The organism is Streptomyces sp. NPDC097981, assembly GCF_040302565.1.
In the GTDB taxonomy this organism is placed as follows: domain Bacteria; phylum Actinomycetota; class Actinomycetes; order Streptomycetales; family Streptomycetaceae; genus Streptomyces.
The window spans coordinates 1-21,639 of the sequence record NZ_JBEORW010000003.1; the positions used below are offsets into that span (position 1 = coordinate 1).

19 protein-coding genes and 1 pseudogene are annotated in these 21,639 nt (G+C 72.6%); 8 read left to right on the forward strand and 12 right to left on the reverse strand.

Annotated features, from left to right (window positions below; all coding sequences use genetic code 11):
* Positions 1–145: 145 nt before the first annotated feature.
* The 4 genes from ABTY04_RS03310 to ABTY04_RS03325 all read right to left on the reverse strand — a co-directional run bounded on the left by ABTY04_RS03310 (position 146) and on the right by ABTY04_RS03325 (position 6,596).
* Positions 146–1,609, reverse strand: a complete 1,464-nt coding sequence (locus ABTY04_RS03310; protein WP_352211601.1) for a catalase — start codon at positions 1,607–1,609, stop codon at positions 146–148.
* A gap of 67 nt (positions 1,610–1,676) precedes the next feature.
* Positions 1,677–4,100 (reverse strand): SpoIIE family protein phosphatase, encoded by a 2,424-nt coding sequence (locus ABTY04_RS03315; protein ID WP_352211602.1) that lies wholly within the window; start codon positions 4,098–4,100, stop codon positions 1,677–1,679.
* A gap of 252 nt (positions 4,101–4,352) precedes the next feature.
* Positions 4,353–5,048: a cytidylyl-2-hydroxypropylphosphonate hydrolase gene (gene fomD, locus ABTY04_RS03320; protein WP_352211603.1), complete on the reverse strand. Its 696-nt coding sequence runs from the start codon at positions 5,046–5,048 to the stop codon at positions 4,353–4,355.
* Positions 5,049–5,180: 132 nt separating this feature from the next.
* Positions 5,181–6,596 carry a class II fumarate hydratase gene (locus ABTY04_RS03325; RefSeq protein WP_352211604.1) on the reverse strand — a complete coding sequence of 472 codons (1,416 nt, stop codon included), beginning with the start codon at positions 6,594–6,596 and terminating at the stop codon, positions 5,181–5,183.
* A gap of 106 nt (positions 6,597–6,702) precedes the next feature.
* Here ABTY04_RS03325 and ABTY04_RS03330 point away from each other — a divergent pair, with 106 nt between their 5' ends.
* A complete protein-coding gene (locus tag ABTY04_RS03330) occupies positions 6,703–8,256 on the forward strand; it encodes a ricin-type beta-trefoil lectin domain protein (RefSeq protein WP_352211605.1) in 1,554 nt (517 codons plus the stop codon).
* Positions 8,257–8,370: 114 nt separating this feature from the next.
* Here ABTY04_RS03330 and ABTY04_RS03335 read toward each other — a convergent pair whose 3' ends face one another.
* Positions 8,371–9,135 (reverse strand): glycerophosphodiester phosphodiesterase, encoded by a 765-nt coding sequence (locus ABTY04_RS03335; RefSeq protein ID WP_352211606.1) that lies wholly within the window; start codon positions 9,133–9,135, stop codon positions 8,371–8,373.
* Positions 9,136–9,188: 53 nt separating this feature from the next.
* On the opposite strand from ABTY04_RS03335, the gene ABTY04_RS03340 reads away from it, so the two are divergent.
* Entirely contained in the window at positions 9,189–9,557 is a 369-nt protein-coding gene (locus ABTY04_RS03340) for a hypothetical protein (protein ID WP_352211607.1), read from the forward strand.
* Between the two features lie 44 nt (positions 9,558–9,601).
* Here the strand turns inward: ABTY04_RS03340 and ABTY04_RS03345 are convergent, their stop codons facing one another.
* Complete coding sequence (locus ABTY04_RS03345) at positions 9,602–11,269, reverse strand: fumarate hydratase (protein ID WP_352211608.1); 1,668 nt, start codon at positions 11,267–11,269, stop codon at positions 9,602–9,604.
* Between the two features lie 148 nt (positions 11,270–11,417).
* Between ABTY04_RS03345 and ABTY04_RS03350 the strand changes: the two genes are divergently transcribed.
* The 3 genes from ABTY04_RS03350 (at position 11,418) to ABTY04_RS03360 (ending at position 13,374) form a co-directional block, all read left to right on the forward strand.
* Positions 11,418–12,098 carry a DUF1707 SHOCT-like domain-containing protein gene (locus tag ABTY04_RS03350; protein WP_352211609.1) on the forward strand — a complete coding sequence of 227 codons (681 nt, stop codon included), beginning with the start codon at positions 11,418–11,420 and terminating at the stop codon, positions 12,096–12,098.
* 117 nt (positions 12,099–12,215) lie between these two features.
* The gene (locus ABTY04_RS03355; RefSeq protein WP_352211610.1) at positions 12,216–12,815 is read left to right on the forward strand and encodes a TIGR03086 family metal-binding protein; all 600 of its coding nucleotides are present in this window, start codon (positions 12,216–12,218) and stop codon (positions 12,813–12,815) included.
* Between the two features lie 160 nt (positions 12,816–12,975).
* Positions 12,976–13,374: a WhiB family transcriptional regulator gene (locus tag ABTY04_RS03360; RefSeq protein ID WP_502996545.1), complete on the forward strand. Its 399-nt coding sequence runs from the start codon at positions 12,976–12,978 to the stop codon at positions 13,372–13,374.
* A gap of 83 nt (positions 13,375–13,457) precedes the next feature.
* On the opposite strand, the gene glpX is transcribed toward ABTY04_RS03360, so the two are convergent.
* Positions 13,458–14,489: a class II fructose-bisphosphatase gene (gene glpX / locus ABTY04_RS03365; protein ID WP_352211611.1), complete on the reverse strand. Its 1,032-nt coding sequence runs from the start codon at positions 14,487–14,489 to the stop codon at positions 13,458–13,460.
* 212 nt (positions 14,490–14,701) lie between these two features.
* On the opposite strand from glpX, the gene ABTY04_RS03370 reads away from it, so the two are divergent.
* Entirely contained in the window at positions 14,702–15,223 is a 522-nt protein-coding gene (locus ABTY04_RS03370) for a DUF4245 domain-containing protein (protein ID WP_352211865.1), read from the forward strand.
* A gap of 121 nt (positions 15,224–15,344) precedes the next feature.
* Here the strand turns inward: ABTY04_RS03370 and ABTY04_RS03375 are convergent, their stop codons facing one another.
* The 4 genes and pseudogenes from ABTY04_RS03375 to ABTY04_RS03390 all read right to left on the reverse strand — a co-directional run bounded on the left by ABTY04_RS03375 (position 15,345) and on the right by ABTY04_RS03390 (position 19,196).
* The gene (locus tag ABTY04_RS03375) at positions 15,345–15,935 is read right to left on the reverse strand and encodes a malonic semialdehyde reductase (RefSeq protein ID WP_352211612.1); all 591 of its coding nucleotides are present in this window, start codon (positions 15,933–15,935) and stop codon (positions 15,345–15,347) included.
* Positions 15,936–16,047: 112 nt separating this feature from the next.
* Positions 16,048–16,311 (reverse strand): exodeoxyribonuclease VII small subunit, encoded by a 264-nt coding sequence (locus tag ABTY04_RS03380; protein WP_352211613.1) that lies wholly within the window; start codon positions 16,309–16,311, stop codon positions 16,048–16,050.
* A gap of 52 nt (positions 16,312–16,363) precedes the next feature.
* Positions 16,364–17,596 (reverse strand): exodeoxyribonuclease VII large subunit, encoded by a 1,233-nt coding sequence (xseA, locus tag ABTY04_RS03385; RefSeq protein WP_352211614.1) that lies wholly within the window; start codon positions 17,594–17,596, stop codon positions 16,364–16,366.
* A 224-nt stretch (positions 17,597–17,820) separates the two neighbouring features.
* Positions 17,821–19,196, reverse strand: a pseudogene (locus tag ABTY04_RS03390) (APC family permease).
* A 94-nt stretch (positions 19,197–19,290) separates the two neighbouring features.
* Between ABTY04_RS03390 and ABTY04_RS03395 the strand changes: the two are divergent.
* Both ABTY04_RS03395 and ppgK read left to right on the forward strand, forming a co-directional pair.
* A complete protein-coding gene (locus ABTY04_RS03395) occupies positions 19,291–20,295 on the forward strand; it encodes a 4-hydroxy-3-methylbut-2-enyl diphosphate reductase (RefSeq protein ID WP_352211615.1) in 1,005 nt (334 codons plus the stop codon).
* A gap of 21 nt (positions 20,296–20,316) precedes the next feature.
* Entirely contained in the window at positions 20,317–21,063 is a 747-nt protein-coding gene (gene ppgK / locus ABTY04_RS03400) for a polyphosphate--glucose phosphotransferase (protein ID WP_352211616.1), read from the forward strand.
* Between the two features lie 12 nt (positions 21,064–21,075).
* Here ppgK and ABTY04_RS03405 read toward each other — a convergent pair whose 3' ends face one another.
* Complete coding sequence (locus ABTY04_RS03405) at positions 21,076–21,600, reverse strand: DUF6542 domain-containing protein (protein WP_502996546.1); 525 nt, start codon at positions 21,598–21,600, stop codon at positions 21,076–21,078.
* Between the last annotated feature and the right edge of the window lie 39 nt (positions 21,601–21,639).

A 21,639-nucleotide genomic window follows, 5' to 3' on the forward strand; every position in this document is an offset into this window, starting at 1 on the left:
CCGCCCACCACCGCGCGCCCCCCGACCACCCCCCCGCCGTCCCGTTCCCGCCCCCCCCCGCCTCCCCCCCCCCGCAGGCACGGGGCCGGCGGCCCGGCGGCGTATCCGGGCTCCCGGGCTCCCGGGCTCCCGGGCCCGCGGGGCCTCAGCCGTCCCGGACCGCCGCGGCGATCCGGTCGCCGAGCGCCCCGTCGATGCTGCGCCAGTACCGGAAGGCGCGCTCCAGGACCGGGGCGCTCACCCCGTCCTTCAAGTGCCCGCTCACGTTCGCCACGAGGCGGTCGCGAGCCGGGTCGTCCAGCACCCGCCGGACCAGCGTGCCGGGCTGGCCCCAGTCGTCGTCCTCGCCGCGCAGGGAGTACGCCTCCCGCACCATCTCGCCCGCCGCGGCCCACCCCGCCGGCCCGCCGAAGCGCCCGCCTCCGGCCGCCGGGCCGCCGTACGAGTTCGGGGCGTACGGGCGCGCCGTCGCCGATGCCTCGAAGCGCATCGCGCCGTCCTTCGCGTACGAGGAGACCGGCGAGCGGGACCGGTTCGGTGGGAGCTGGGCGTAGTTCGCCCCGATCCGGTAGCGGTGCGCGTCCGGGTACGAGAAGAGCCGGCCCAGCAGCATCCTGTCCGGCGACGGGCCGATGCCGGGGACCAGGCTGGAGGGCTCGAAGGCGGCCTGCTCGACGTGGATGAACCAGTCCTCCGGGTTCCGGTCCAGGGTCATCCGGCCGACCTCGATCAGCGGGTGGTCGCCGTGCGGCCACACCTTGGTCAGGTCGAACGGGTTGAACCGGTAGTCCGGGGCGTCCTCGAACGGCATGACCTGGACGTACATCGTCCAGCTCGGCGGCTCGCCGCGCGCGATCGACTCGTACAGGTCGCGGCGGTGGCTGTCCGGGTCCTCGCCCGCGATCCGGTCGGCTTCGTCCTGGGTGAGGAACTCGACGCCCTGGTCGGTCTTCAGGTGGTACTTCACCCAGAACTTCTCGCCGCCGCCGTTGACCCACAGATAGGTGTGCGAGCCGTAGCCGTTCATGTGCCGGTACGACCTCGGGATGCCCCGGTCGCCCATCAGCCACGCCACCATGTGCGCGGACTCGGGGGAGAGGGTCCAGAAGTCCCATTGCATGTCGTGGTCGCGCAGCCCGCTGTCGGGGCGGCGCTTCTGCGAGCGGATGAAGTCCTGGAACTTGCTCGGGTCGCGCACGAAGAAGACCGGCGTGTTGTTGCCGACGAGGTCGTAATTGCCGTGGTCCGTATAGAACTTCAGGGCGAAGCCGCGCGGGTCGCGCCAGGTGTCGGGGGAGCCCTGCTCTCCCGCGACCGTCGAGAAGCGGGCCAGCATCCCGGTCCGGCGGCCCGGCTGGAACAGGTCGGCCCGGGTGAACTGGCTGACGTCGTTGGTGACCCGGAAGACGCCGTAGGCGCCCGAGCCCTTGGCGTGCACCACCCGCTCGGGCACCCGTTCCCGGTTGAACTGGGCCATCTTCTCGATCAGGTAGTGGTCCTGGAGCAGGACCGGGCCGTCGGGGCCGACGGTGAGCGAGTGCTCGTCACTCTCCACCGGGACCCCGGCGTTGTTCGTCGTGTACGGGGTCTTCCGCGCGTCCTGGGTCACGAGCGTCCTCCCGCGGGGTGGGTCGGCTTTCCTCGCCCCCCGCTTGCTCGTCCCCGCGCCCACCCAGTCAACGCCGGTCATGCGCCCCCGGCAACGGGAGCTCGAACCAGACCACCTTTCCGCTGCTCAGCCGGGTGGCGCCCCAGCGGCGGGCCATCCGGTTGACCAGGAACAGCCCGCGGCCGCCCTCGTCGGTCTCCCGGGCCCGGCGCTGGCGCGGCAGCTGCGGGGAGTCGTCGCCGACCTCGCAGCGCAGCACGTCGGTCCGCAGCAGGCGCAGGGTCACCGGCCTCTCGGCGTACCGGACGGCATTGGTGACCACCTCGCTGACCAGCAGCTCCAGCGAGTCCTGGAGCTCCTCCAGGCCCCAGCGGGACAGCGCGCGGCGGGCGAACCGGCGGGCCCGGCCCGGGGCGGTCTCCTCCGGGTCCAGGAACCAGTACGCCACGTCGCTGGGCGCGATCCCGTCGAAACGGGCCGCGAGCAGCGCGATGTCGTCATCCCGGTCGCCCGGACCGAGCATGTCCAGGACGTCGTCGCAGAGCGCCTCCAGCGGCGGCGGGTGGTCCAGGCCGGTCAGCTGGGCCGTGGTGGCGAGCCGCTCGCGGAGCTGCTCGATGCCGGTCCACACGTCGCGCAGCCGGGACTCCACCAGGCCGTCGGTGTACAGCAGCAGGGTGGCCCCGGCCGGGGCGTCCAGCTCCACGGCCTCGAAGTCCACGCCGCCGACGCCGATCGGGGCGCCCGGGGGCACGCGGAGCACCTCGGCGCGGCCGCCCAGGTGCAGGAGCACGGGCGGCGGGTGGCCGGCGTTGGCGATGGTGATCCGGTGCGAGACGGGGTCGTAGACCGCGTACAGGCAGGTGGCCATCCGGTCGGAGCCGAGGCGCTGGGCCTGCTCGTCCAGGTGGTGCAGGACCTCGGCGGGCGGCAGGTCCAGCTGCGCCAGGGTCTGGGCGGTGGTGCGGAGCTGGCCCATGATCGCGGCGGAGGTCATGGAGTGGCCCATGACGTCGCCGACGACGAGCGCGACGCGGCTGCCCGGCAGCGGTATGGCGTCGTACCAGTCGCCGCCGACCCGGGCCGTCTCGGCGGCGGGCAGATACCGCGAGGCCAGCCTGACCCCGGTGGGCTGGGGCAGGCCGTCGGGCAGCATGGTGCGCTGGAGCTCGTCGGCGATGTACGCCTCGCGGCCGTACAGGACCGCCTTGTCGATGCCGAGCGCGGTGTGCGTGGCCAGCTGGGCGGCGACCAGCAGGTCGTTCTGCTCGAACGCGGGCCGCTCGGGGCTGCGCAGGAACACCGCGGAGCCGATGACGCGGCGGCGGCCGCGCAGCGGCGCGAGGATGGCCCGCTGGCCGCGCGGTACGGGGTGCTCCGAGCCGAGCAGCTCCGCGAGCGCTTCCTTGGCCCCGTCGGCGGACCCGAACACCGGGCGTACGCCGCGCAGCACCTCGGCGAGCGCCCCGCCGGTACGGATCTCGCACAGCTCCGCCGCGGGCAGGTCACCCTGCGGGCCGACCATCGGCAGCTGGCTGAAGTCGAGCTCGCCGGCGGCCCCCGCGGCCCCGGCGCCCTCCGCTCCGGTCAGATCGTCGATGGGCCGGAGCCGGTCGGTGCGGCGCAGCCTTAAAACGACCGGGCCGACGGGACGCTCGTCGCCCACCGGCAGGGGATCCCGCAGGTAGACGAGGATGGCGTCCGAGAAGGTCGGCACGGTGGCCCGGCACAGTCCGAGCACGATCTCGTCGAGGTCGATGCCGCGGGCGATCCGCCGGGTGGCGGCCCCGACGAAGCGCAGCCGGTCCCCCTCGCGGCGGGCCACCCCGCCGTCCGGGGCCGGAGCGCCGGCCGCCGCGGCAGCGGCCTCTGCTGCGTACGCCGGCCCGGCGTCCGTGTCCTCGCCGGCCGCAGCCTGTCCGGCGGCAGCGGCGTCCGCCCCGGACGCGCGGGTGCGGGCCGCGGGAAGGCCGCCCTCCGGGCCGCGCGGGCGGGAGCCGCCCGGTATCCCGGCCGCCTGCCGGTCCTGCCCGGCCGCCGGGTCCTCGTCGTGGGCGGCCGCCGTGTGTGCGGCGTTGCGCGCCGCTTCCCCGTCGCGCCGCCGGGAACCGCCCGCCGCCGCGTCGCGCGCGGCATTGCGGGCCGCCTCGCCGTCGCGGCCCCGGCGGCCGGCCGCGCCCTGGGCCGCGGTGCCGCGCGTACGGCCGCGGGCCGGGCGGGCCGGGCCGTCCTGTGGGGCGGGGACACCCTCGCCGCGCGGGCGCGGGACGTCCGAGCCGGGGCCCGCGGCCTCCGCGTGCGCGCGGACGGGGTCGTCGCCGGGCGCGGCCGAACCGCGTACGGCCTCGGCCGCGGGGACGGGGGCCTTGCCGTGGCCCAGCTCGTCCGCTGGGCCGCCGGAGGAGGCAGGCATGCCGGGGCCGCCCGGGGCCGGTGTCGCGGCGGCCGCGCCAGGCTGCGGGCCCTCCTGCGAGGTGGGGTACTCCGTCACGCGTGGAATTCCGTCCGTTCGCGCTCGATGTGCGCTGCACTCAACTCGGTCAGTCGCGGTATACCCGCTCAGCGGCGGGGACACCATCGCCCCGCGGTTCCGCGTCCCGCTCGTTACCTCTCGCTCTGCGTTGACCTCCGGTCAAGTCCCGCGTACGGCACGACATTTACGGATGTGCGGTTGAGCACTCCTCCCGCGCGCGACCTGCGGAGGGAGATCTTACGTTTGAACCCCGGGGGCGCATCAAGGGTCTCATGAGGTCATATGCGCCGGAGTGCGGTCCCAGTCCTCGGGCAGGGCCGGAACTCTCCAGGCGGGATCCGGCCGCCAGTCCTGCCAGCCGTCGCGGAACGGAGCCCCCCACGCCTTGATCACGTCCACCGCGGCCCGCCCCGCGTCCTGTACCCGGAGCGCCTGTTCGGCGTCCATCAGGCCGGACCGCTGGGCCTGCGCGAACTCGTCCTCGTCCCGCCACTTCCACGTACGGTCCGGGTAGACGGAGATGTCCAGGAAGTGGTCCACGGAGTCGACCCCGCCGGACCACCGGGTCCGCGGCTCTTCGAGGTTCACGTACCAGCTCTTGAACCGCCAGCCGTGCTCCCAGAACAGCCACACCGACCACGGGTCCGCCGGGCGGGCCAGCTTCAGCACGCCGGCGCCGAACCAGCGCGACCGTACGGTGGTGCGCGGCGCGGTGTACCGGGTGGCGAGCGGCTCCTCGTGGACGGGGGTGCCGTCGGCCAGCACCGGCTTGACGCACTCGGTGCCGGGGGCCATCCACACCGCCAGCAGTTCGTCGGTGTCCTGCACCACGGTCACCGGGCGGCAGATGTGGACCGCGCCCTTCAGGCCCGGGGCGTGGTCGCGGTAGCGCCAGAGGACCTGCTCCCCGGGCCGCCAGCGGGTCCCCTGCGCGTCGCCGCCCCCGCGGCCTCCGGTACCTGTCATGCGCAGATCTTAGGGCTGGGGCCCCTGCGCCCGCTGCGGTGCAGGTCACGGAGGTGCGCGGGGACGGGAAACGACCGAATCCGGCCCTCCCCCTTGACTTCGTAAGGGGGGACCCCCAGTCCGGAAACGTTTTCAGGGCCGGGTCATCCGCAGGACGTCGAGGGCCTCGTCCAGCTGGTCCAGGGTCAGGGCGCCGCGGTCGACGTAGCCGGACTCCAGCACGACCTCCCTGATCGTCTTCCGCTCGGCGAGGGACCTCTTGGCGACCTTGGCCGCCTCCTCGTAGCCGATGTACCGGTTCAGCGGGGTCACCACGGAGGGGGAGGACTCGGCGAACTCCCTGGCCCGCGCCTCGTTGGCGGTGATCCCGTCGACGGTGCGGTCGGCCAGCAGACGGCTCGCGCTGCCGAGCAGGCGGATCGATTCCAGCAGGTTCTTCGCCATCACCGGGAGCATCACATTGAGCTCGAAGTTGCCGGCCGCGCCCGCCACGGCGACCGTCGTGTCGTTCCCGGTCACCTGAGCGGCCACCATGAGCACGGCTTCCGGGACGACCGGATTGACCTTCCCGGGCATGATCGAGGAGCCGGGCTGGAGATCGGGGAGATTGATTTCGGCCAATCCCGTGCGCGGTCCCGAGGCCATCCAGCGCAGATCGTTGGAGATCTTGGTCAGCGAGACGGCGATCGTACGGAGCATCCCCGAGGTCTCCACCAGCGCATCCCGCGCCCCCTGGGCCTCGAAGTGGTTGCGGGCCTCGGTCAGCGGCAGCCCGGTCGCCGCGGCCACCTCGGCGATCACGGCGGCGGAGAACCCGGGCGGGGTGTTGATCCCGGTGCCCACCGCGGTCCCGCCCAGCGGCAGCTCGGCGAGCCGGGGCAGGGCCGCCCACAGCCGCTCGACGCCGTAGCGCACCTGGGCGGCGTACCCGCCGAACTCCTGGCCCAGGGTCACGGGGGTGGCGTCCATCAGGTGCGTCCGGCCCGCCTTGACCACCCCGGCGAACTCGTCGGCCTTGCGCTCCAGGGCGGTGGCGAGGTGTTCCAGGGCCGGGATCAGCTCACGGGTGACGGCGGCGGTCGCGGCGATGTGGATGGAGGACGGGAACACGTCGTTGGAGCTCTGCGAGGCGTTGACGTGGTCGTTGGGGTGGACCTCGCGGCCGAGCCGCTCGCCGGCCAGGGTGGCGATCACCTCGTTGGTGTTCATGTTGGACGAGGTCCCGGACCCGGTCTGGAACACGTCCACCGGGAAGTGCTCGTCCCAGCGGCCCGCGGCCACCTCGGCCGCCGCGGACCGGATCGCGCCGGCGATGTCCTCGTCGACCACCCCCAGCTTCGCGTTCACCGTGGCGGCCGCGGCCTTGACCAGGGCGAGCGCCTCGATGTGGGCGCGCTCCAACCGCTGCCCGGAGACGGGGAAGTTCTCCACCGCGCGCTGTGTCTGGGCGCGCCATTTGGCGTGCGCGGGCACCTGCACCTCGCCCATCGAGTCGTGCTCGATCCGGTACGGGCCTGCTTCTCCGTGGGCCTGCTGATCATTCGTCATCTTCGTCGCCTCCTCAAAAAGTTGAGCAATCGTCTTGTTCGAAGTGTTCCCAACTCCACTACCGGCCAGTAAATACCGGGGGTAACACCAACGTCGGGGAGGCGTCATGACACGTGTACGTACGAAGCCCGGGCTCAGATCTACCTTCGCCGCCGCCGCGGCGGTCGCGGCCGCCCTCGGGGGCGTCACCGGCATCACCCCCATGGCCCACGCGGCCACGGCCGCCACGGTCGCTGCGCCCGCTGCGCCCGCCGTGGCCGTCACCCCCCTGTCGCCCGAGCTGGAGGCCATCCGCGCAGCGGAGGCCGTCAAGATCTACGGCGACCCGGCCGTCCGGCCCCTGAACGAACGCAAGACCGGGCTGATCTCGCTCGGCGACAGCGAGATCTCGGGCGAGGGCGTCGGCAACTACGACCCCGCGACGAACACCTCCGCCAACCAGTGCCACCGCTCGCCCGACACGGCGATCCACCGCACCGGAATCCCGGCCGACCTGACCTTCAACGTGGCCTGTTCCGGCGCCTACACCGGCAACATCCGGATAGGCGGCAGCAAGCAGTACGCCGACGAGCTGGTGCAGAGCGACAACCTCGCCATCAAGGCCCGCAACACGAAGATCAAGCTGGTGCTGCTCGTCGCCGGCGCCAACGACGACCTCCAGTTCGGCCCGGTCATGACCGACTGCGTGACCCGCTGGGTGCTCAGCCAGGGCACCTGCGAGCCCAAGTACGGACCGGGCTGGCAGGCGCGCGTCGACGGCCTGAAGCCCAAGGTCGAGTCCACCGTCGCCGACCTCAGGACGGTCATGCGCGACGCGGGCTACGCCGACTCCGACTACAAGCTCGTCGTGATGGGCTACCCCAGCCCCATCGGCCCCGACTTCTACGACAACCCGAACTTCCCCGGCAAGCTCCCCGGAGGCTGTGCCGGCTACGACTCCGACGCCGCCTGGGGCCGCAACTACGCGGTGCCCGCCTTCGAGAAGGGCATGCGCGCGGCGGCCCTCGCCTCGGGCGCGACGTACCTGGACAACTCGCGGCTCTTCCAGGGCCACGAGGTCTGCATGGAGGACACCTGGGCCCGCGGCCTCTACCTGGACCTCGGGGACCACTTCCCGTGGGACGAGAACACGGCCCGGCAGTCCTTCCACCCCAACGACCGCGGCCACGGCGCGTTCGCGTCCTGCCTGACCCAGCTCTACGACTCCGGCCTGCGCGAGGGCTCCTGCGCCGACCCGGCGAGCACCGGCACGCCCGTCCTGCAGGCCGGGGCCTGGGACGACCTGTACAGGCCGCTCAAGAACGAGGCGACCGGCAACTGCCTCGACTCCAACGGCGGTTCCAGCGCCAATGACACCAAGGTCATCGGCTGGGACTGCCACGGCGGCCGCAACCAGGGCTGGTGGTACGACTCCGCGAAGAAGTCCCTCCACATCGAGCTCACCCACGACCGCTGTCTGGACGCCCCGGGCGCCAACTACGGCGCCGGCACCGGCCTGATCCTCTGGAACTGCCACGGCGGCGCGAACCAGAGCTGGGTCCGCGACGGCGCCACCCTCCGGCCCGCGGCCGCCCCGGGCATGTGCCTGACCGTGGCCGCCGCCCACGACCAGCTGCGCCTGCAGACCTGCAACGGCTCGGCGAACCAGCACTTCGTGTAGAAGGCACAGCGGGTAACCCCGCCCCGATCCGCCGGATCCGCCAGATCCGCCGGCTCCGCCCGAACCCCCCACACCCGGCCGGTGCACCCGGCCGGGTGTCTCCACGCGCGGCGCTCACAGGCCGCTCAGGTACTCCCGTACCTCCCGGGGACGGTTGGTGATCAACGTGTCCACGCCGAGGCGGACGCACAGCTCCACGTCCTCGGGCTCGTCGACCGTCCAGACCCGCACGCGCAGCCCCTTGGCCCTCAGCCGCCCCACCAGCCCCGGATCCTTGCGGACGAGGTCGATACCCGGGCCGGCGTGTCCCGCGAACGGCGGGCGCAGCGGCCGCAGGGCCCGCTCGATCAGGTACACCGCCGGCAGGCCGGGAGCCAGCCGGTGCAGCCGGATCAGGGCATTGCGGGAGAAGCTCATCACCTCGACACGGCCGTCCGAGCCGTCGGCGAGCCCGTGGTCCTTCAGGACCCGTACGAGCTCGGCCTCCAGCCGGCCGCCGGCACGGGTGGGGTGCTTGGTCTCCACGGCCAGCCCGACGGGCCGGTCGGCGGCCAGCGCCTCCTTGAGCAGGTCCTCGAAGAGCAGCACCTGCGCCCCGCGGTGCTCCTCGCCCTTCCACCCGCCGAAGTCGAGCGCGGCCAGCTCCTCGTACGTCATGGCGGAGACGACCCCGCGCCCGTCGGAGGTCCGCTCGACCCGTCGGTCGTGCACGCACACGAGCCGCCCGTCGGCGCTCAGCCGTACGTCGCACTCCAGCGCGTCGGCGCCGTCGGCGATGGCCTGCCGGTAGGCGGCGAGGGTGTGCTCGGGGTGCTCGTGGGAGGCCCCGCGGTGGGCGATGACCCGCACGTCGCGGGCGGTGGGGAGCAGCTGTGTCATGGAACCGACGTTATCCGGATGCGGTGGAGCCTCCGGCACCGCATCATCCACGGATGGCCGAATTCTCCGTGACATTGCATTGCGAACCGTGCGAGTCCTGCCGGCACCAGGTATGGCAGCGCATCATCGACGGCCGGCTGCGCTGGTACGAGTCGTCGTACTGCACCGCCGAGGGGCGCGCGTACGAGTCGTCCGGCGGCGGCTGGGGCCCGCCGCCGCCGTGGATCCGCGAGCGGATCCTCAGGGCGCAGGGCACGGTCCACCTCGCCGTCGGCGGCCCGGACGGCCTTCCCCTGCAGGCCGTCCGCGAGCTGTACGCCCTCACGGTCCCGCAACTGCGCGAGGCACGCGCACACGGCCTGCCCGCGACCCCGGTCGAGGCCGAGCTGCTGCGCGGGATGCACGGCGGGCCCCGGGGGTGACCACCCCCGGGGCCCGAAGCGGCCGGACCGGTCAGGCCGGGGCGTTACGCCAGGCCCGGGCCGCGGACCGGGATGTGCGTGAACGTCGGCTCCGGGGCCGGGTTCTGGAAGAAGTCGTTGCCCTTGTCGTCCACGACGATGAACGCCGGGAAGTCCTCGACCTCGATCTTCCAGACCGCCTCCATGCCGAGCTCCTCGTACTCCAGGACCTCGACCTTCTTGATGCAGTCCTGGGCCAGGCGTGCCGCCGGGCCGCCGATCGAGCCGAGGTAGAAGCCGCCGTGCGTGCCGCACGCGTCCGTCACCTGCTGCGAGCGGTTGCCCTTGGCCAGCATGACCTTGGAGCCGCCCGCCGCCTGGAACTGCTCGACGTACGAGTCCATGCGGCCGGCCGTGGTCGGGCCGAAGGAGCCCGAGGCGTAGCCCTCGGGGGTCTTCGCCGGGCCGGCGTAGTAGACCGGGTGGTCCTTCAGGTACTGCGGCATCTCCGCGCCCGAGTCCAGCAGCTCCTTGATCTTGGCGTGCGCGATGTCGCGCGCCACGACCAGCGGGCCCGTCAGGGACAGGCGGGTCTTCACCGGGTGCTTGGTCAGGGTGGCCAGGATGTCGTCCATCGGCTGGTTCAGGTCGATGGAGACCACGTCCGAGGACGTGCTGAGGTGCTCATCGGTGGTGTCCGGGAGGAAGCGGGCCGGGTCCGTCTCCAGCTGCTCCAGGAAGACGCCCTCGGCGGTGATCTTCGCGGTGGCCTGGCGGTCCGCCGAGCAGGACACGGCGATGGCCACCGGCAGCGACGCGCCGTGGCGGGGGAGGCGGACGACGCGGACGTCGTGGCAGAAGTACTTGCCGCCGAACTGCGCGCCGATGCCGATCTTCTGGGTCAGCTCGAAGACCTGCTGTTCGAGGGCCTCGTCGCGGAAGCCGTGGCCCAGCGGGGAGCCCTCGCGCGGCAGCTCGTCCAGGTAGTGGGCGGAGGCGTACTTCGCCGTCTTCAGCGCGTGCTCGGCGGAGGTGCCGCCGACCACGATCGCCAGGTGGTAGGGCGGGCAGGCCGCCGTACCGAGCGAACGGATCTTCTCCTCCAGGAACTTCATCATGGAGGCCTCGTTGAGGACCGCCTTGGTCTCCTGGTACAGGAAGGACTTGTTGGCCGAGCCGCCGCCCTTGGCCATGAAGAGGAACTTGTACGCGCCGCCGTCGGTCGCGTAGAGCTCGATCTGCGCGGGCAGGTTCGAGCCGGTGTTCTTCTCCTCCCACATGGTGATCGGGGCCATCTGCGAGTAGCGCAGGTTCAGCCTGGTGTACGCGTCGTAGATGCCGCGCGAGAGGGCCGCCTCGTCCCCGCCCTCGGTGAGGACGTTCTGGCCGCGCTTGCCCATCACGATCGCCGTACCCGTGTCCTGGCACATCGGCAGGACGCCGGCCGCCGCGATGTTCGCGTTCTTGAGGAGGTCGAGCGCGACGAACTTGTCGTTCGACGAGGCCTCGGGGTCGTCGATGATCCGGCGCAGCTGTGCGAGGTGCGCGGGGCGCAGGAAGTGCTGGATGTCGTGGATGGCCTCTTCGGCGAGCTTGCGCAGCGCCTCCGGCTCGACCTTGAGGAACGTACGGCCGTCGGCCTCGAAGGTCGAGACGCCCTCCGAGGTCACCAGCCGGTAGGGGGTGGTGTCCTCGCCCAGGGGCAGCAGGTCGGTGTACGCAAACTCTGGCATGACGGCAGTCATTCCTCACTCGGCAGACAGCGCTGACGACCAATTGGCAGCGCCCGACCAGCGTAGGACCTCTCCCGCGGGCTGTGGCTGTGAGGTAAGGCTCACTGACGGCTATCGCGATCTATCGCGTTTCGCTATGCTGTCTGACGTGGACCTGGAAAAGAAGCCTGCCGCCGCCCCCGGAGCCGCCCCTTCCGCGTTGCGGGCCTCCGACGCCGACCGTGACCGGATCGCGCAGATCCTGTCCGACGCCCTCGCCGAGGGCCGGCTCACCGCCGACGAGCACTCCGATCGCCTGGACTCGCTGTACGCCGTGAAGACCGTCGGGGAGCTGGAGGTGCTCGTACGGGACCTCCCCGGGCCCGGCGGCGTCCCCACGGCGCCCGCGTACCCGCAGGCACCGGCGGCTCCGGCCCCTGCCGGTCCGGGCGCGGCCCCGGAGACCGTGGTCGCCGTGTGCAGCTCCGCCGCCCGCAAGGGCCGCTGGCGGCCGGGAGCGCACACCCGCGTGGTCTCCGTCCTGGGGGACGTCTCCATCGACCTCACCGAGGCCGTCTTCGAGCAGCAGGTCACCGAGATCAACGTGACGAGCGTGCTGGGGAACGTCGAGATCCTGGTCCCGGAGAACGTGACGCTCCGCGGCTACGGCAGCGGGGTCCTCGGCAACTTCGAGGTGCACGGCGAGGGCCGCGCCGAGACCACCGACCCGAACGCGCCCGTCGTGATCGTCCGGGGCTTCTCGCTGCTGGGCAACATCGAGGCCCGGCCCAGGCTCGGCGCCCGCCTGGTGGACCTGGCCCTCAAGCTGCGCAAGCGCCAGGAGGGATAGGTCCGGCAGGCCCCGCGGGCCCATTCGCCGGTTCCGGCCCCGCCCGGCAGGGTGTGCCCGCAGCAACAGCCTGGAATTTCAGCCGACTTGGCGGCGAACCGTCCATAGGATCGGCCCATGACCGCATCCAAGTGGGACCTGCTCGATCACGCACACGAGGCACTGCGCTCCGCCGTCGACGCAGTGCCGGCCGACGGCTGGGACCGCCCGACGCCGTGCGACCGGTGGAACGTCGGCCAGGTGCTCCAGCACGCGGCCGGCGACCAGCTCGCCTACGCCGCCCGCCTCACCGGCGGTCCGGGCCCCGCCGAGGACCCCTTCGCGCCCACCGCCATCCTGGCCGCCGCCCCCGCGGAGCTGCTGCCCCCCGCCCTCGACGCCGCGGCCGAGGCCTTCGCCGGCGTCGCGCCCGGCACGGCGGAGGTCACCGTACCGCTGCCCCCCTTCACCGTCCCCGCCGAGACCGCGGTCGGCGCGGCCGCCCTCGACGCCGCCGTCCACGCCTGGGACATCGCCGTCGCCACGGGGCGGCCCTCCCCGCTGACCCCCGCTCTCGCCGCGGCCCTGCGGCCGGCGGCGGAAGCGCTCGCGGAGCCCCTGCGCGGCTTCGCCTACGGTCCGGCGCTCGTGCCCGCCCCCGATCCCGTCGCCGACCCGGCCGCCTGGCTGCTCGCCTTCCTGGGCCGGCGCTCCGACTGGACGCCGCCGGACGTGTGAGGGCGCGGGCGGCGGCGCGCGGCGGCACGCGGCGGCGTCGCGTTTCGGTCGAAGTTCCGCCGGGCGGCGCGCTTGCCCCACGCAGTGCATAGGGGCGCGTACAGCGGGTAGGGACAGGTGCATCGTCTCTCGCTTGCGTATACGTCGTCAGGAGTAGACCGTGCAGCATCCGCCGCATCAGTCCCTGCAGGTAGCCGCCGTACAGAGCCTTCAGGCGCGTCCGGCCGCCGTGCCGAAGCCGCGGGTGCCGGCGAGGGAAGAGGACGGCCCATGGCATGCGGAGGCGGTGTGCCGCCGGGACGAGGCGGGGCTGTTCTTCGCCCCCTCCAAGGAGCCGACGGCGGCCAGGCTCTCCCGGGAAGAGGCCGCCAAGCGCGTCTGTGCGCGCTGCCCCGTGATGGTCGCGTGCCGCGAGCACGCCCTGCTCCAGCCCGAGCCGTACGGGGTCTGGGGCGGGCTCACCGCGGCCGAGCGCCGCGTGGTGCTGGCCCGGCGCAGGCGCCGGGCGGCGGAACTGCGCCAGGCCTCGGGAGCCGGGCCGATAGCCGCCGCGGGCTGAAGCCCGTACGCACGGCGAGAGGGGCGCCACCGCCGAACGCGGTGACGCCCCTCTCGCCGTGCCGGCTGCCGGCCGGCCCGGTCCTACTTCGCGCGGTCGAAGTCGATCGCGCTGTACGCGCGCAGCTTCGACAGGCGGTGGGTCGAGTCGATCTGCCGGATCGTGCCCGACTTCGAGCGCATGACCAGTGAGGACGTGGTCGCGGTCTCCGAGCGGTAGTGGACGCCGCGCAGCAGCTCGCCGTCCGTGATGCCGGTGGCGACGAAGAAGACGTTCTCGCCGGACACCAGGTCGTTGGTGTGCAGGACCCGGTCCAGGTCGTGGCCCGCGTCGAGGGCCTTCTGGCGCTCGGCGTCGTCCTTCGGCCACAGCTTGCCCTGGATCGTGCCGCCGAGGCACTTGATGGCGCAGGCCGAGATGATGCCCTCGGGGGTGCCGCCGATGCCCAGGAGCAGGTCCACGCCGGTGCCCTCGCGCACGGCCATGACCGAACCCGCGACGTCGCCGTCCGAGATGAACTTGATCCGGGCGCCGGTCTCGCGGATCTCCTTGACGATGCCCTCGTGGCGGGGGCGGTCCAGGATGATCACGGTGACGTCTTCGACGGCCATGTTCTTGGCCTTGGCGACGCGGCGGATGTTCACCGAGACGGGTGCGTTGATGTCGACGAAGTCGGCGGCCTCGGGGCCGGTGACCAGCTTCTCCATGTAGAAGACCGCGGACGGGTCGAACATGGTGCCGCGGTCGGCGGCGGCGAGCACCGCGATGGCGTTCGGCATGCCCTTGGCGTTCAGGGTGGTGCCGTCGATCGGGTCGACGGCGATGTCGACCTCGGCGCCGGTGCCGTCGCCGACCCGCTCGCCGTTGAAGAGCATCGGCGCTTCGTCCTTCTCGCCCTCGCCGATGACGACGACGCCGTTCATCGAGACGGTGGAGATCAGGGTCCGCATCGCGTTGACCGCGGCGCCGTCGGCGCCGAGCTTGTCGCCGCGCCCGACCCACCGGCCCGCGGCCATGGCGGCGGCCTCGGTCACCCGGACGAGCTCCAGGGCCAGGTTGCGGTCAGGGGCCTCGGGAGAGACCTCAAGCTGGGGCGGCAGGTTGTGCTCGGTCATCGGAGCGCACCTTTCTGTACGGCGACGGCCGGGAAGTGAGGGTGCTGGAACTCTATCGGTACATCGACAAATTGAGCAGACCGGGTCACGTATGAGCGGAATACCGGTCAGGCGATTGGCCTGAGCGGACATCTTGCGGGCCGGTGCGGACGGCGCGCCGACCCCGGCGGAGATCGCTCCCGGCCATGGGGGACGATGGTGGCGTGGCAGGTATGAAGGGCAAGCAGACGGTCTGGGACATGGTCCGGTCGCTGGCGGTGATCGGTGTCGTCGTCGCGGTGATCTACATCTTCGTCCCACATGACGAGAAGGCCGATCCGACACACGTGGTCGACTACCGGGTGGAGACGATCACCGCCCGGCGCGCGGCACCGTACCCGGTGGCCGCGCCCGTCGGGCTTCCCGCGGAGTGGCGTGCGACCTCGGTGACGTTCGACCGCACGGCCGCGAACGCCTGGCACCTGGGCTTCCTGGACCCGAAGGGGCAGTACGTCGCGATCGAGCAGGCCGGCGACGCCTCGGCCAAGCACCTGGCGAGCGTCACCCGGCAGGCGAAGGCCACCGGGCAGACGCAGCAGGTCGGCGATCTGGTCTGGGAGCGCTGGGAGGGCGACAAGTACGACGCCCTCGTCCGGCACGAGCAGGGTTACACCACGGTGGTGACCGGCACGGCCTCCTTCGAGGGCCTCGGCAGGATGGCGGCGGCGCTGGAGTTCAAGCAGGGCGCCCGGTAGCCGGACGCCGGGAGCACCGGCACGCGGCATGCGGTGTGCACCGCGTGCATCTCGTACGGCATGCGGAAAGGCCGCTCCCCCGGAATCCCGGGGGAGCGGCCTTCTGCGTAGCCGTCGCGACTCAGACGGTGGTGATGACCTCGTCGAAGCTCAGGCGCGGGCCGCGCGGGAACCACGCGTCCTCGCCCGGCTTGCCGATGTTGACGACCATCAGCGGGGTGTGGTCGCCGTCCAGGAACTCCTTCTGGACGCCGGCGAAGTCCAGGCCGCCCATCGGGCCCGCGGCCAGGCCGGCGGCGCGGATGCCGACGATGAAGTACGCGGCCTGCAGGGCGGCGTTCATCAGCGCGGCCTGCTCGCGGACCGGGCGCTCGCTGAAGAAGGCGTCCTTGGCCTGCGGGAAGTGCGGCAGCAGGGCCGGGAGCTCCTCGTGGAACTCGTTGTCCGCGGAGAGGATCGCGACGAGCGGTGCGGAGGCGGTCTTGGCCTGGTTGCCCTCGGCCATGTGCTTCACGAGGCGCTCGCGGGCCTCGGGGGAGCGGACCAGGGTGATGCGCAGCGGGGTCGAATTGAAGGCGGTGGGGCCGTACTTGACCAGGTCGTAGATCGCCTGGACCTGCTCCTCGGTCACCGGCTCGTCGGAGAACGAGTTGGCGGTGCGGGCCTCGCGGAACAGCAGGTCCTGGGCGGCGGAGTCAAGAACGAGAGACATCGGAAAGCCTTCTTCCTACGGAGGTGAAGCGATGCCCAGACTCTAGGCCGAAAGTTGTAGAACTTTCAACTAAATCCCCGCCGGGGTGACCCGGATCACGTTTGGGTCCGCCTCAGGCGTCCCGCTCGTCACCCCCGCCCCCGCCCCCGGCCCCGCCCCCGCCACCGGCCTCCGCTTCGCGGGCCGCCAGTGCCGAGTCGAGCCGGGCGCGGGCACCTTCCAGCCAGTGCCGGCAGACCTTCGCGAGTTCTTCGCCGCGCTCCCAGAGTGCGAGGGAGTCCTCCAGGGAGGTGCCGCCGGCCTCCAGCTTGCGGACGACCTCGATGAGTTCGTCCCGGGCCTGCTCGTACCCCAACGAGGTATCGGTTTCCGTCATTCCCGTCCCACCTTGTGTGTTCAGTGCATCGAATATGTCGCGGGTGCGCGGCTCACTCGGCGGGCTGCCGGCCGCCGTGCCCCGCGACCCGCACGGAGAACTCGCCCTCCGCCACCCGTGCGCGCAGCACCTCGTCCGCCGAGACGTCCTCCGGCGAGCGCACCACGTGCCCGTCCGCCCGCTGGAGCACGGCGTACCCGCGCTCCAGCGTCGCCGCCGGGGACAGCGCCACCACCCGGGCCAGGGTGTGCGCGAGCTCCGAATCCGCCCGGTCCAGCAAGTGGCCCAGGGTCCGCCGGGTGCGTCCCAGCAGGGCCTCCAGCTCGGCTTCCCGCGTCTCCACCATCCGCTGCGGATGGACGAAGACCGGCCGGGCGAGGGCGTGCGCGAGCCCCCGCTCCTCCCGGTCGAGCAGCCCGCGCACCGCCCGCAGCCCCCGGCCCTGGAGCTGGCGTACCCGCTCCAGCTCCTCGCCGACGTCCGGGACCACCTTCTTCGCCGCGTCGGTGGGCGTGGAGGCCCGCAGGTCCGCGACGAGGTCCAGCAGCGGGGAGTCCGGCTCGTGGCCGATCGCCGAGACCACCGGCGTACGGGCGGCCGCGACCGTCCGTACGACCTCCTCGTCGGAGAACGGCAGCAGGTCCTCCACGCTGCCGCCGCCGCGCGCCACGATAATCACGTCGACCTCGTCCAGGGCGTCGAGCTCCTTGACCGCCCGGATCACCTGGGGCACCGCGTGCACCCCCTGGACGGCGACGTTGCGCACCTCGAAGCGGACCGCCGGCCAGCGGCGACGGGCGTTCTCCAGCACGTCGCGCTCGGCCGCCGAGGCCCGCCCGACCACCAGCCCGATCAGCTGCGGCAGAAAGGGCAGCGGCTTCTTGCGGTCCAGCGCGAACAGGCCCTCGGAGGCCAGCGACCGCTTGAGTTTCTCCAGGCGCGCCAGCAGCTCCCCGATGCCGACGGGCCGTATCTCGGTGACCCGCAGGGACAGCTGCCCGCGCGGGGCGTACCACTCCGGCTTCGCCAGGACGACGACCCGCGCGCCCTCCGAGACCACGTCCGCGACCTCGTCGAAGACCTGGCGGAAGCAGGTCACGCTGACGGAGATGTCGTGCGAGGGATCGCGCAGCGTCAGGAAGACCACCCCCGCCCCCGGCCGCCGCGAGAGCTGCGTGATCTGCCCCTCCACCCACACCTGGCCGAGCCTGTCGATCCAGCCCCCGATGAGCCGGGACACCTGGCCGACCGGCAGCGGCGCGTCAGCCGACGTATTCAGACCCATGTATGCAGGCTAACCGCCCGCGCTGACAGCGTCTCAGGCTCCGCCGATGGTGTCGCCGTCCGGCACCCCGGCCCGTCACCGCGCCGCCGGGGTGCCGGCGCCGCCACCGCGACCGGCCGACTCCCCCGTCCGGCCCGCTGCACGGCCCCGCGCCGGGGCGGCCGGGGCCTGCGTGCGGCCCCCGCGGGGGTGCCGCCGGGCGGCCGGGCAGCCCGGCGGGGCTGTCAGGCGTCCCGGTCCGCGGTCGTCCGGCGGTGGCCGCGCTGGGCGGCGAGCACCAGCAGGCCCACCGCCAGCCACACCGCCCCCACCAGCTGCGCCGTCCAGGCCGCCTCGACGATCACCGTGACGGTCACCAACGCGCCCAGCGCCGGGATCACCAGGTGCTTCCACCAGACCGGTGCGCCCGCCCCCCGCTTCACCACGAACCAGCCGACCACCGAGGCGTGCAGCAGCGTGAACGCCACCAGCGCCCCCACGTCCACCACCGACACCAGCTGGCCGAGCCCGTCGTCGCGGCGGGCCGCCCACACCGCCGCGGCCAGCGTGATCGCCGCCGCCACCAGCAGGGCCGCCCGCGGGGCCCCGTCCGAGGTACGCGCGAGAGCCCCCGGCAGCCGCCGCTCCCGGGCCATCGCGAACACCAGCCGACCCGCCGCCGCCTGCCCGGCCAGCGCCGCGAAGGCCGCCCCGACCGCCTTGCTGACCGCGACCAGGTCGTGCAGCCAGGAGCCGGCCGAGGACTCCACCGCGTTGTAGAACGCCGGGCCCTGCTGCGCCGGATCGGCCGCCAGTTCCGCCGAGGACACCGGCATCAGCAGCGCCGCCAGGTAGCTCTGCACGAAGAACAGCGCCCCGGCCAGCGCCAGACAGAACAGCACCGCGCGCGCCACCCGCACCGAGCCTCCCGTCACCTCCTCCGCGAAGGAGGCGATCGCGTCGAAGCCGAGGTACGAGAGGACCGCCACCGACACCGCGCCCAGGACTGCCGCAAGGGAGAAGCCCGCGGAGCCGTCCCCGGTCAGCGGGGAGAGCCAGCCGCGCTGCGCCCCGTCCCGGACCAGCACCGTCACCGCGGCGGACACGAACACCAGCAGCACCGCGATCTCCAGGGCCAGCACGGCGAAGCCCACGCGCGCGGCCGCCCGTACGCCCCACAGGTTGAGGGCGGTGGCCACCAGCACGGCCAGCGCCGTCCACGCCCACCGGGAGACCTCCGGGACCAGCGCGTTCATCGCGATCCCGCAGAAGAGGTAGGCGACCGCCGGGATCAGCAGGTAGTCGAGCATCGCCATCCAGCCGGCGATCAGCCCGGCGCCCTCGCCGAGCCCCTTGCGGGCGTACGTGAAGACCGAGCCGGCCTGCGGGGCCACCTGGCCATCTGGGCGTACGAGAAGGCCGTGAAGGCCATCGCGACGGTCGCGAAGAGGTAGACGAGGGCGACGGCGCCGTGCGATTTCGCGTCCAGGGTGCCGAAGACCCCGACCGGGGCCATGGGGGCGATGAAGAGGAGCCCGTACACGACCAGGTCCCGGAATCCGAGACTCCGCCGCAGGGCCGGCTTCGGCGCCGTACCGGGGTCCGTCACGGACGGCGCCATCAGTCCTCCGTTCCTCCGAGGGGCGGTCGGCTCGTGCGTTCGCCCCAGTCTGTTCCGAACGGGCGACGTCAGGCCTCCCGGAGACCCCCGTACGATGGACCGCATGACTGCTGCCGCCCCTGCTCCCGCTTCCCGACGCGTCCTGCTCGCCGCCCCGCGCGGCTACTGCGCGGGCGTGGACCGAGCCGTGATCGCCGTCGAGAAGGCCCTTGAGCAGTACGGTGCGCCTGTCTACGTCCGGCACGAGATCGTGCACAACAAGTACGTCGTCCAGACGCTGGAGAAGAAGGGCGCCATCTTCGTCGAGCGGACGGAGGAGGTGCCCGAGGGCTCCATCGTGATGTTCTCCGCGCACGGCGTGGCGCCGGTGGTGCACGAGGAGGCTGCGGCCGGCAAGCTCGCGACGATCGACGCGACCTGCCCGCTGGTCACCAAGGTCCACAAGGAAGCCGTCCGGTACGCGAAGGAGGACTTCGACATCCTCCTCATCGGCCACGAGGGCCACGAGGAGGTCATCGGCACCTCCGGCGAGGCCCCGGACCACATCACGATCGTCGACGGCCCGGACGACGTGGACAAGGTCGTCGTGCGCGACGAGTCGAAGGTCGTCTGGCTCTCGCAGACCACCCTGTCCGTCGACGAGACGATGGAGACGGTCGACGCGCTGAAGACCAGGTTCCCGCTGCTGGTCTCGCCGCCGAGCGACGACATCTGCTACGCCACCTCGAACCGCCAGGCCGCGGTCAAGGTGATGGGCGCCGACTCCGACCTGGTCATCGTCGTCGGCTCCAAGAACTCCTCGAACTCGATCCGGCTGGTCGAGGTCGCCCTCGACGCGGGCGCACGCGCCGCGTACCTCGTCGACTTCGCGAGCGAGATTGACGAGGCCTGGCTGGAGGGCGTCACCACGGTGGGCCTGACCTCGGGCGCCTCGGTGCCGGAGGTGCTGGTCGAAGAGGTCCTGGAGTGGCTGGCCGCCCGCGGCTACGCGGACGTGGAGATCGTCAAGACGGCCGAGGAGTCGATCGTCTTCTCGCTGCCGAAGGAACTGCGCCGCGACCTGCGCGCCGAAGCGGCCGCACTGGTCGCCGAGAAGTAGACCGTTTCGTACGGTGATTCCATGCAGATCTTCGGCGTGGACATCGGCGGTTCCGGGATCAAGGGCGCTCCCGCGGACCTGGACCGTGGCGACCTGGCGCAGGAGCGCCACAAAGTACTGACACCGCAGCCGGCCACCCCTGACGGGGTGGCCGGCTGTGTCGTCGAGGTGGTGCGCCACTTCGACTGGGACGGCCCCGTGGGGGTGACGTTCCCGGGGGTCGTCACCGGCGGCGTCACCCGTACGGCGGCCAACATGGACAAGGGCTGGATCGGTGTCGACACGGCGTCCCTGCTCTCGGACCGGCTCGGCGGCCAGCCCGTCACGGTCCTCAACGACGCCGACGCGGCCGGGATCGCGGAGATGACGTACGGCGCCGGCCGCGGCCGGGACGGGACGGTGATCATGCTGACTCTGGGCACGGGCATCGGCAGCGCCCTGTTCACGGACGGCCGGCTGGTCCCGAACTCGGAGCTCGGCCACCTGGAGCTCAAGGGCCACGACGCGGAGAAGCGGGCCTCGGTCAAGGCCAAGGAGGACGGGGACCTCACCTGGGAGCGCTGGGCGCACCGGGTGCAGAGGTACCTGGAGCACGTGGAGATGCTCTTCTCCCCGGACCTCTTCATCATCGGCGGCGGCGTCAGCCGCAAGCCGGAGAAGTTCCTCCCGCTGATAAGGGACGTCCGCGCCGAGATCGTCCCGGCGAAACTCCGGAACAACGCGGGCATCGTGGGGGCGGCGATGGCGGCGAGGGGATCGGCCGGCTAGGCGTCGGGCAGGCTAGGCCGTGCGGCGGGGCAGCCTCCGCCGGGAGATGAGCACGGCCTTCCGTACGACGACGATCAGCGCGGAGACGAGCGTTCCGCCGTAAAGCCAGCCGGCGTGCAGCGCCAGGACCGACACGATGCCCATGAGCTGCGCGCCGAAGCTGCCGGAGCCGCCGGAGACGGGCCAGACTCCGACGGCGAAGGCGATGGGGGCGCTGATCGGGGCGGTGATCAGGTCGGCGGGGCGCACCCAGAGGGCGGTGGCTGCCGCGACGGGCAGGAAGAGCAGTCCGTACGCGAACAGCGAGCTGTCGAAGAGCAGCCAGACGATCCCGGCGACCAGGGTCATGGCGGTGCACGCGAACAGCCCGCCGCCGAGCCCGGTCAGCCGGGGCCGCGGCAGCCGCCGGGCCGGCGCGGGCCGGGGCCGGCCGCCCTGGGCGGGCACGCCGCCGATGGGCCGGTCCGGACCCTGGGCCGGGCGCCGCGGCTGCTGTCGCCGAGGGTGATCCACCGAACGCGTCTTGTATTGCTCCACCCCACAAAACTAGGTGGGCCGAGCGCGGTATCGGTGTGG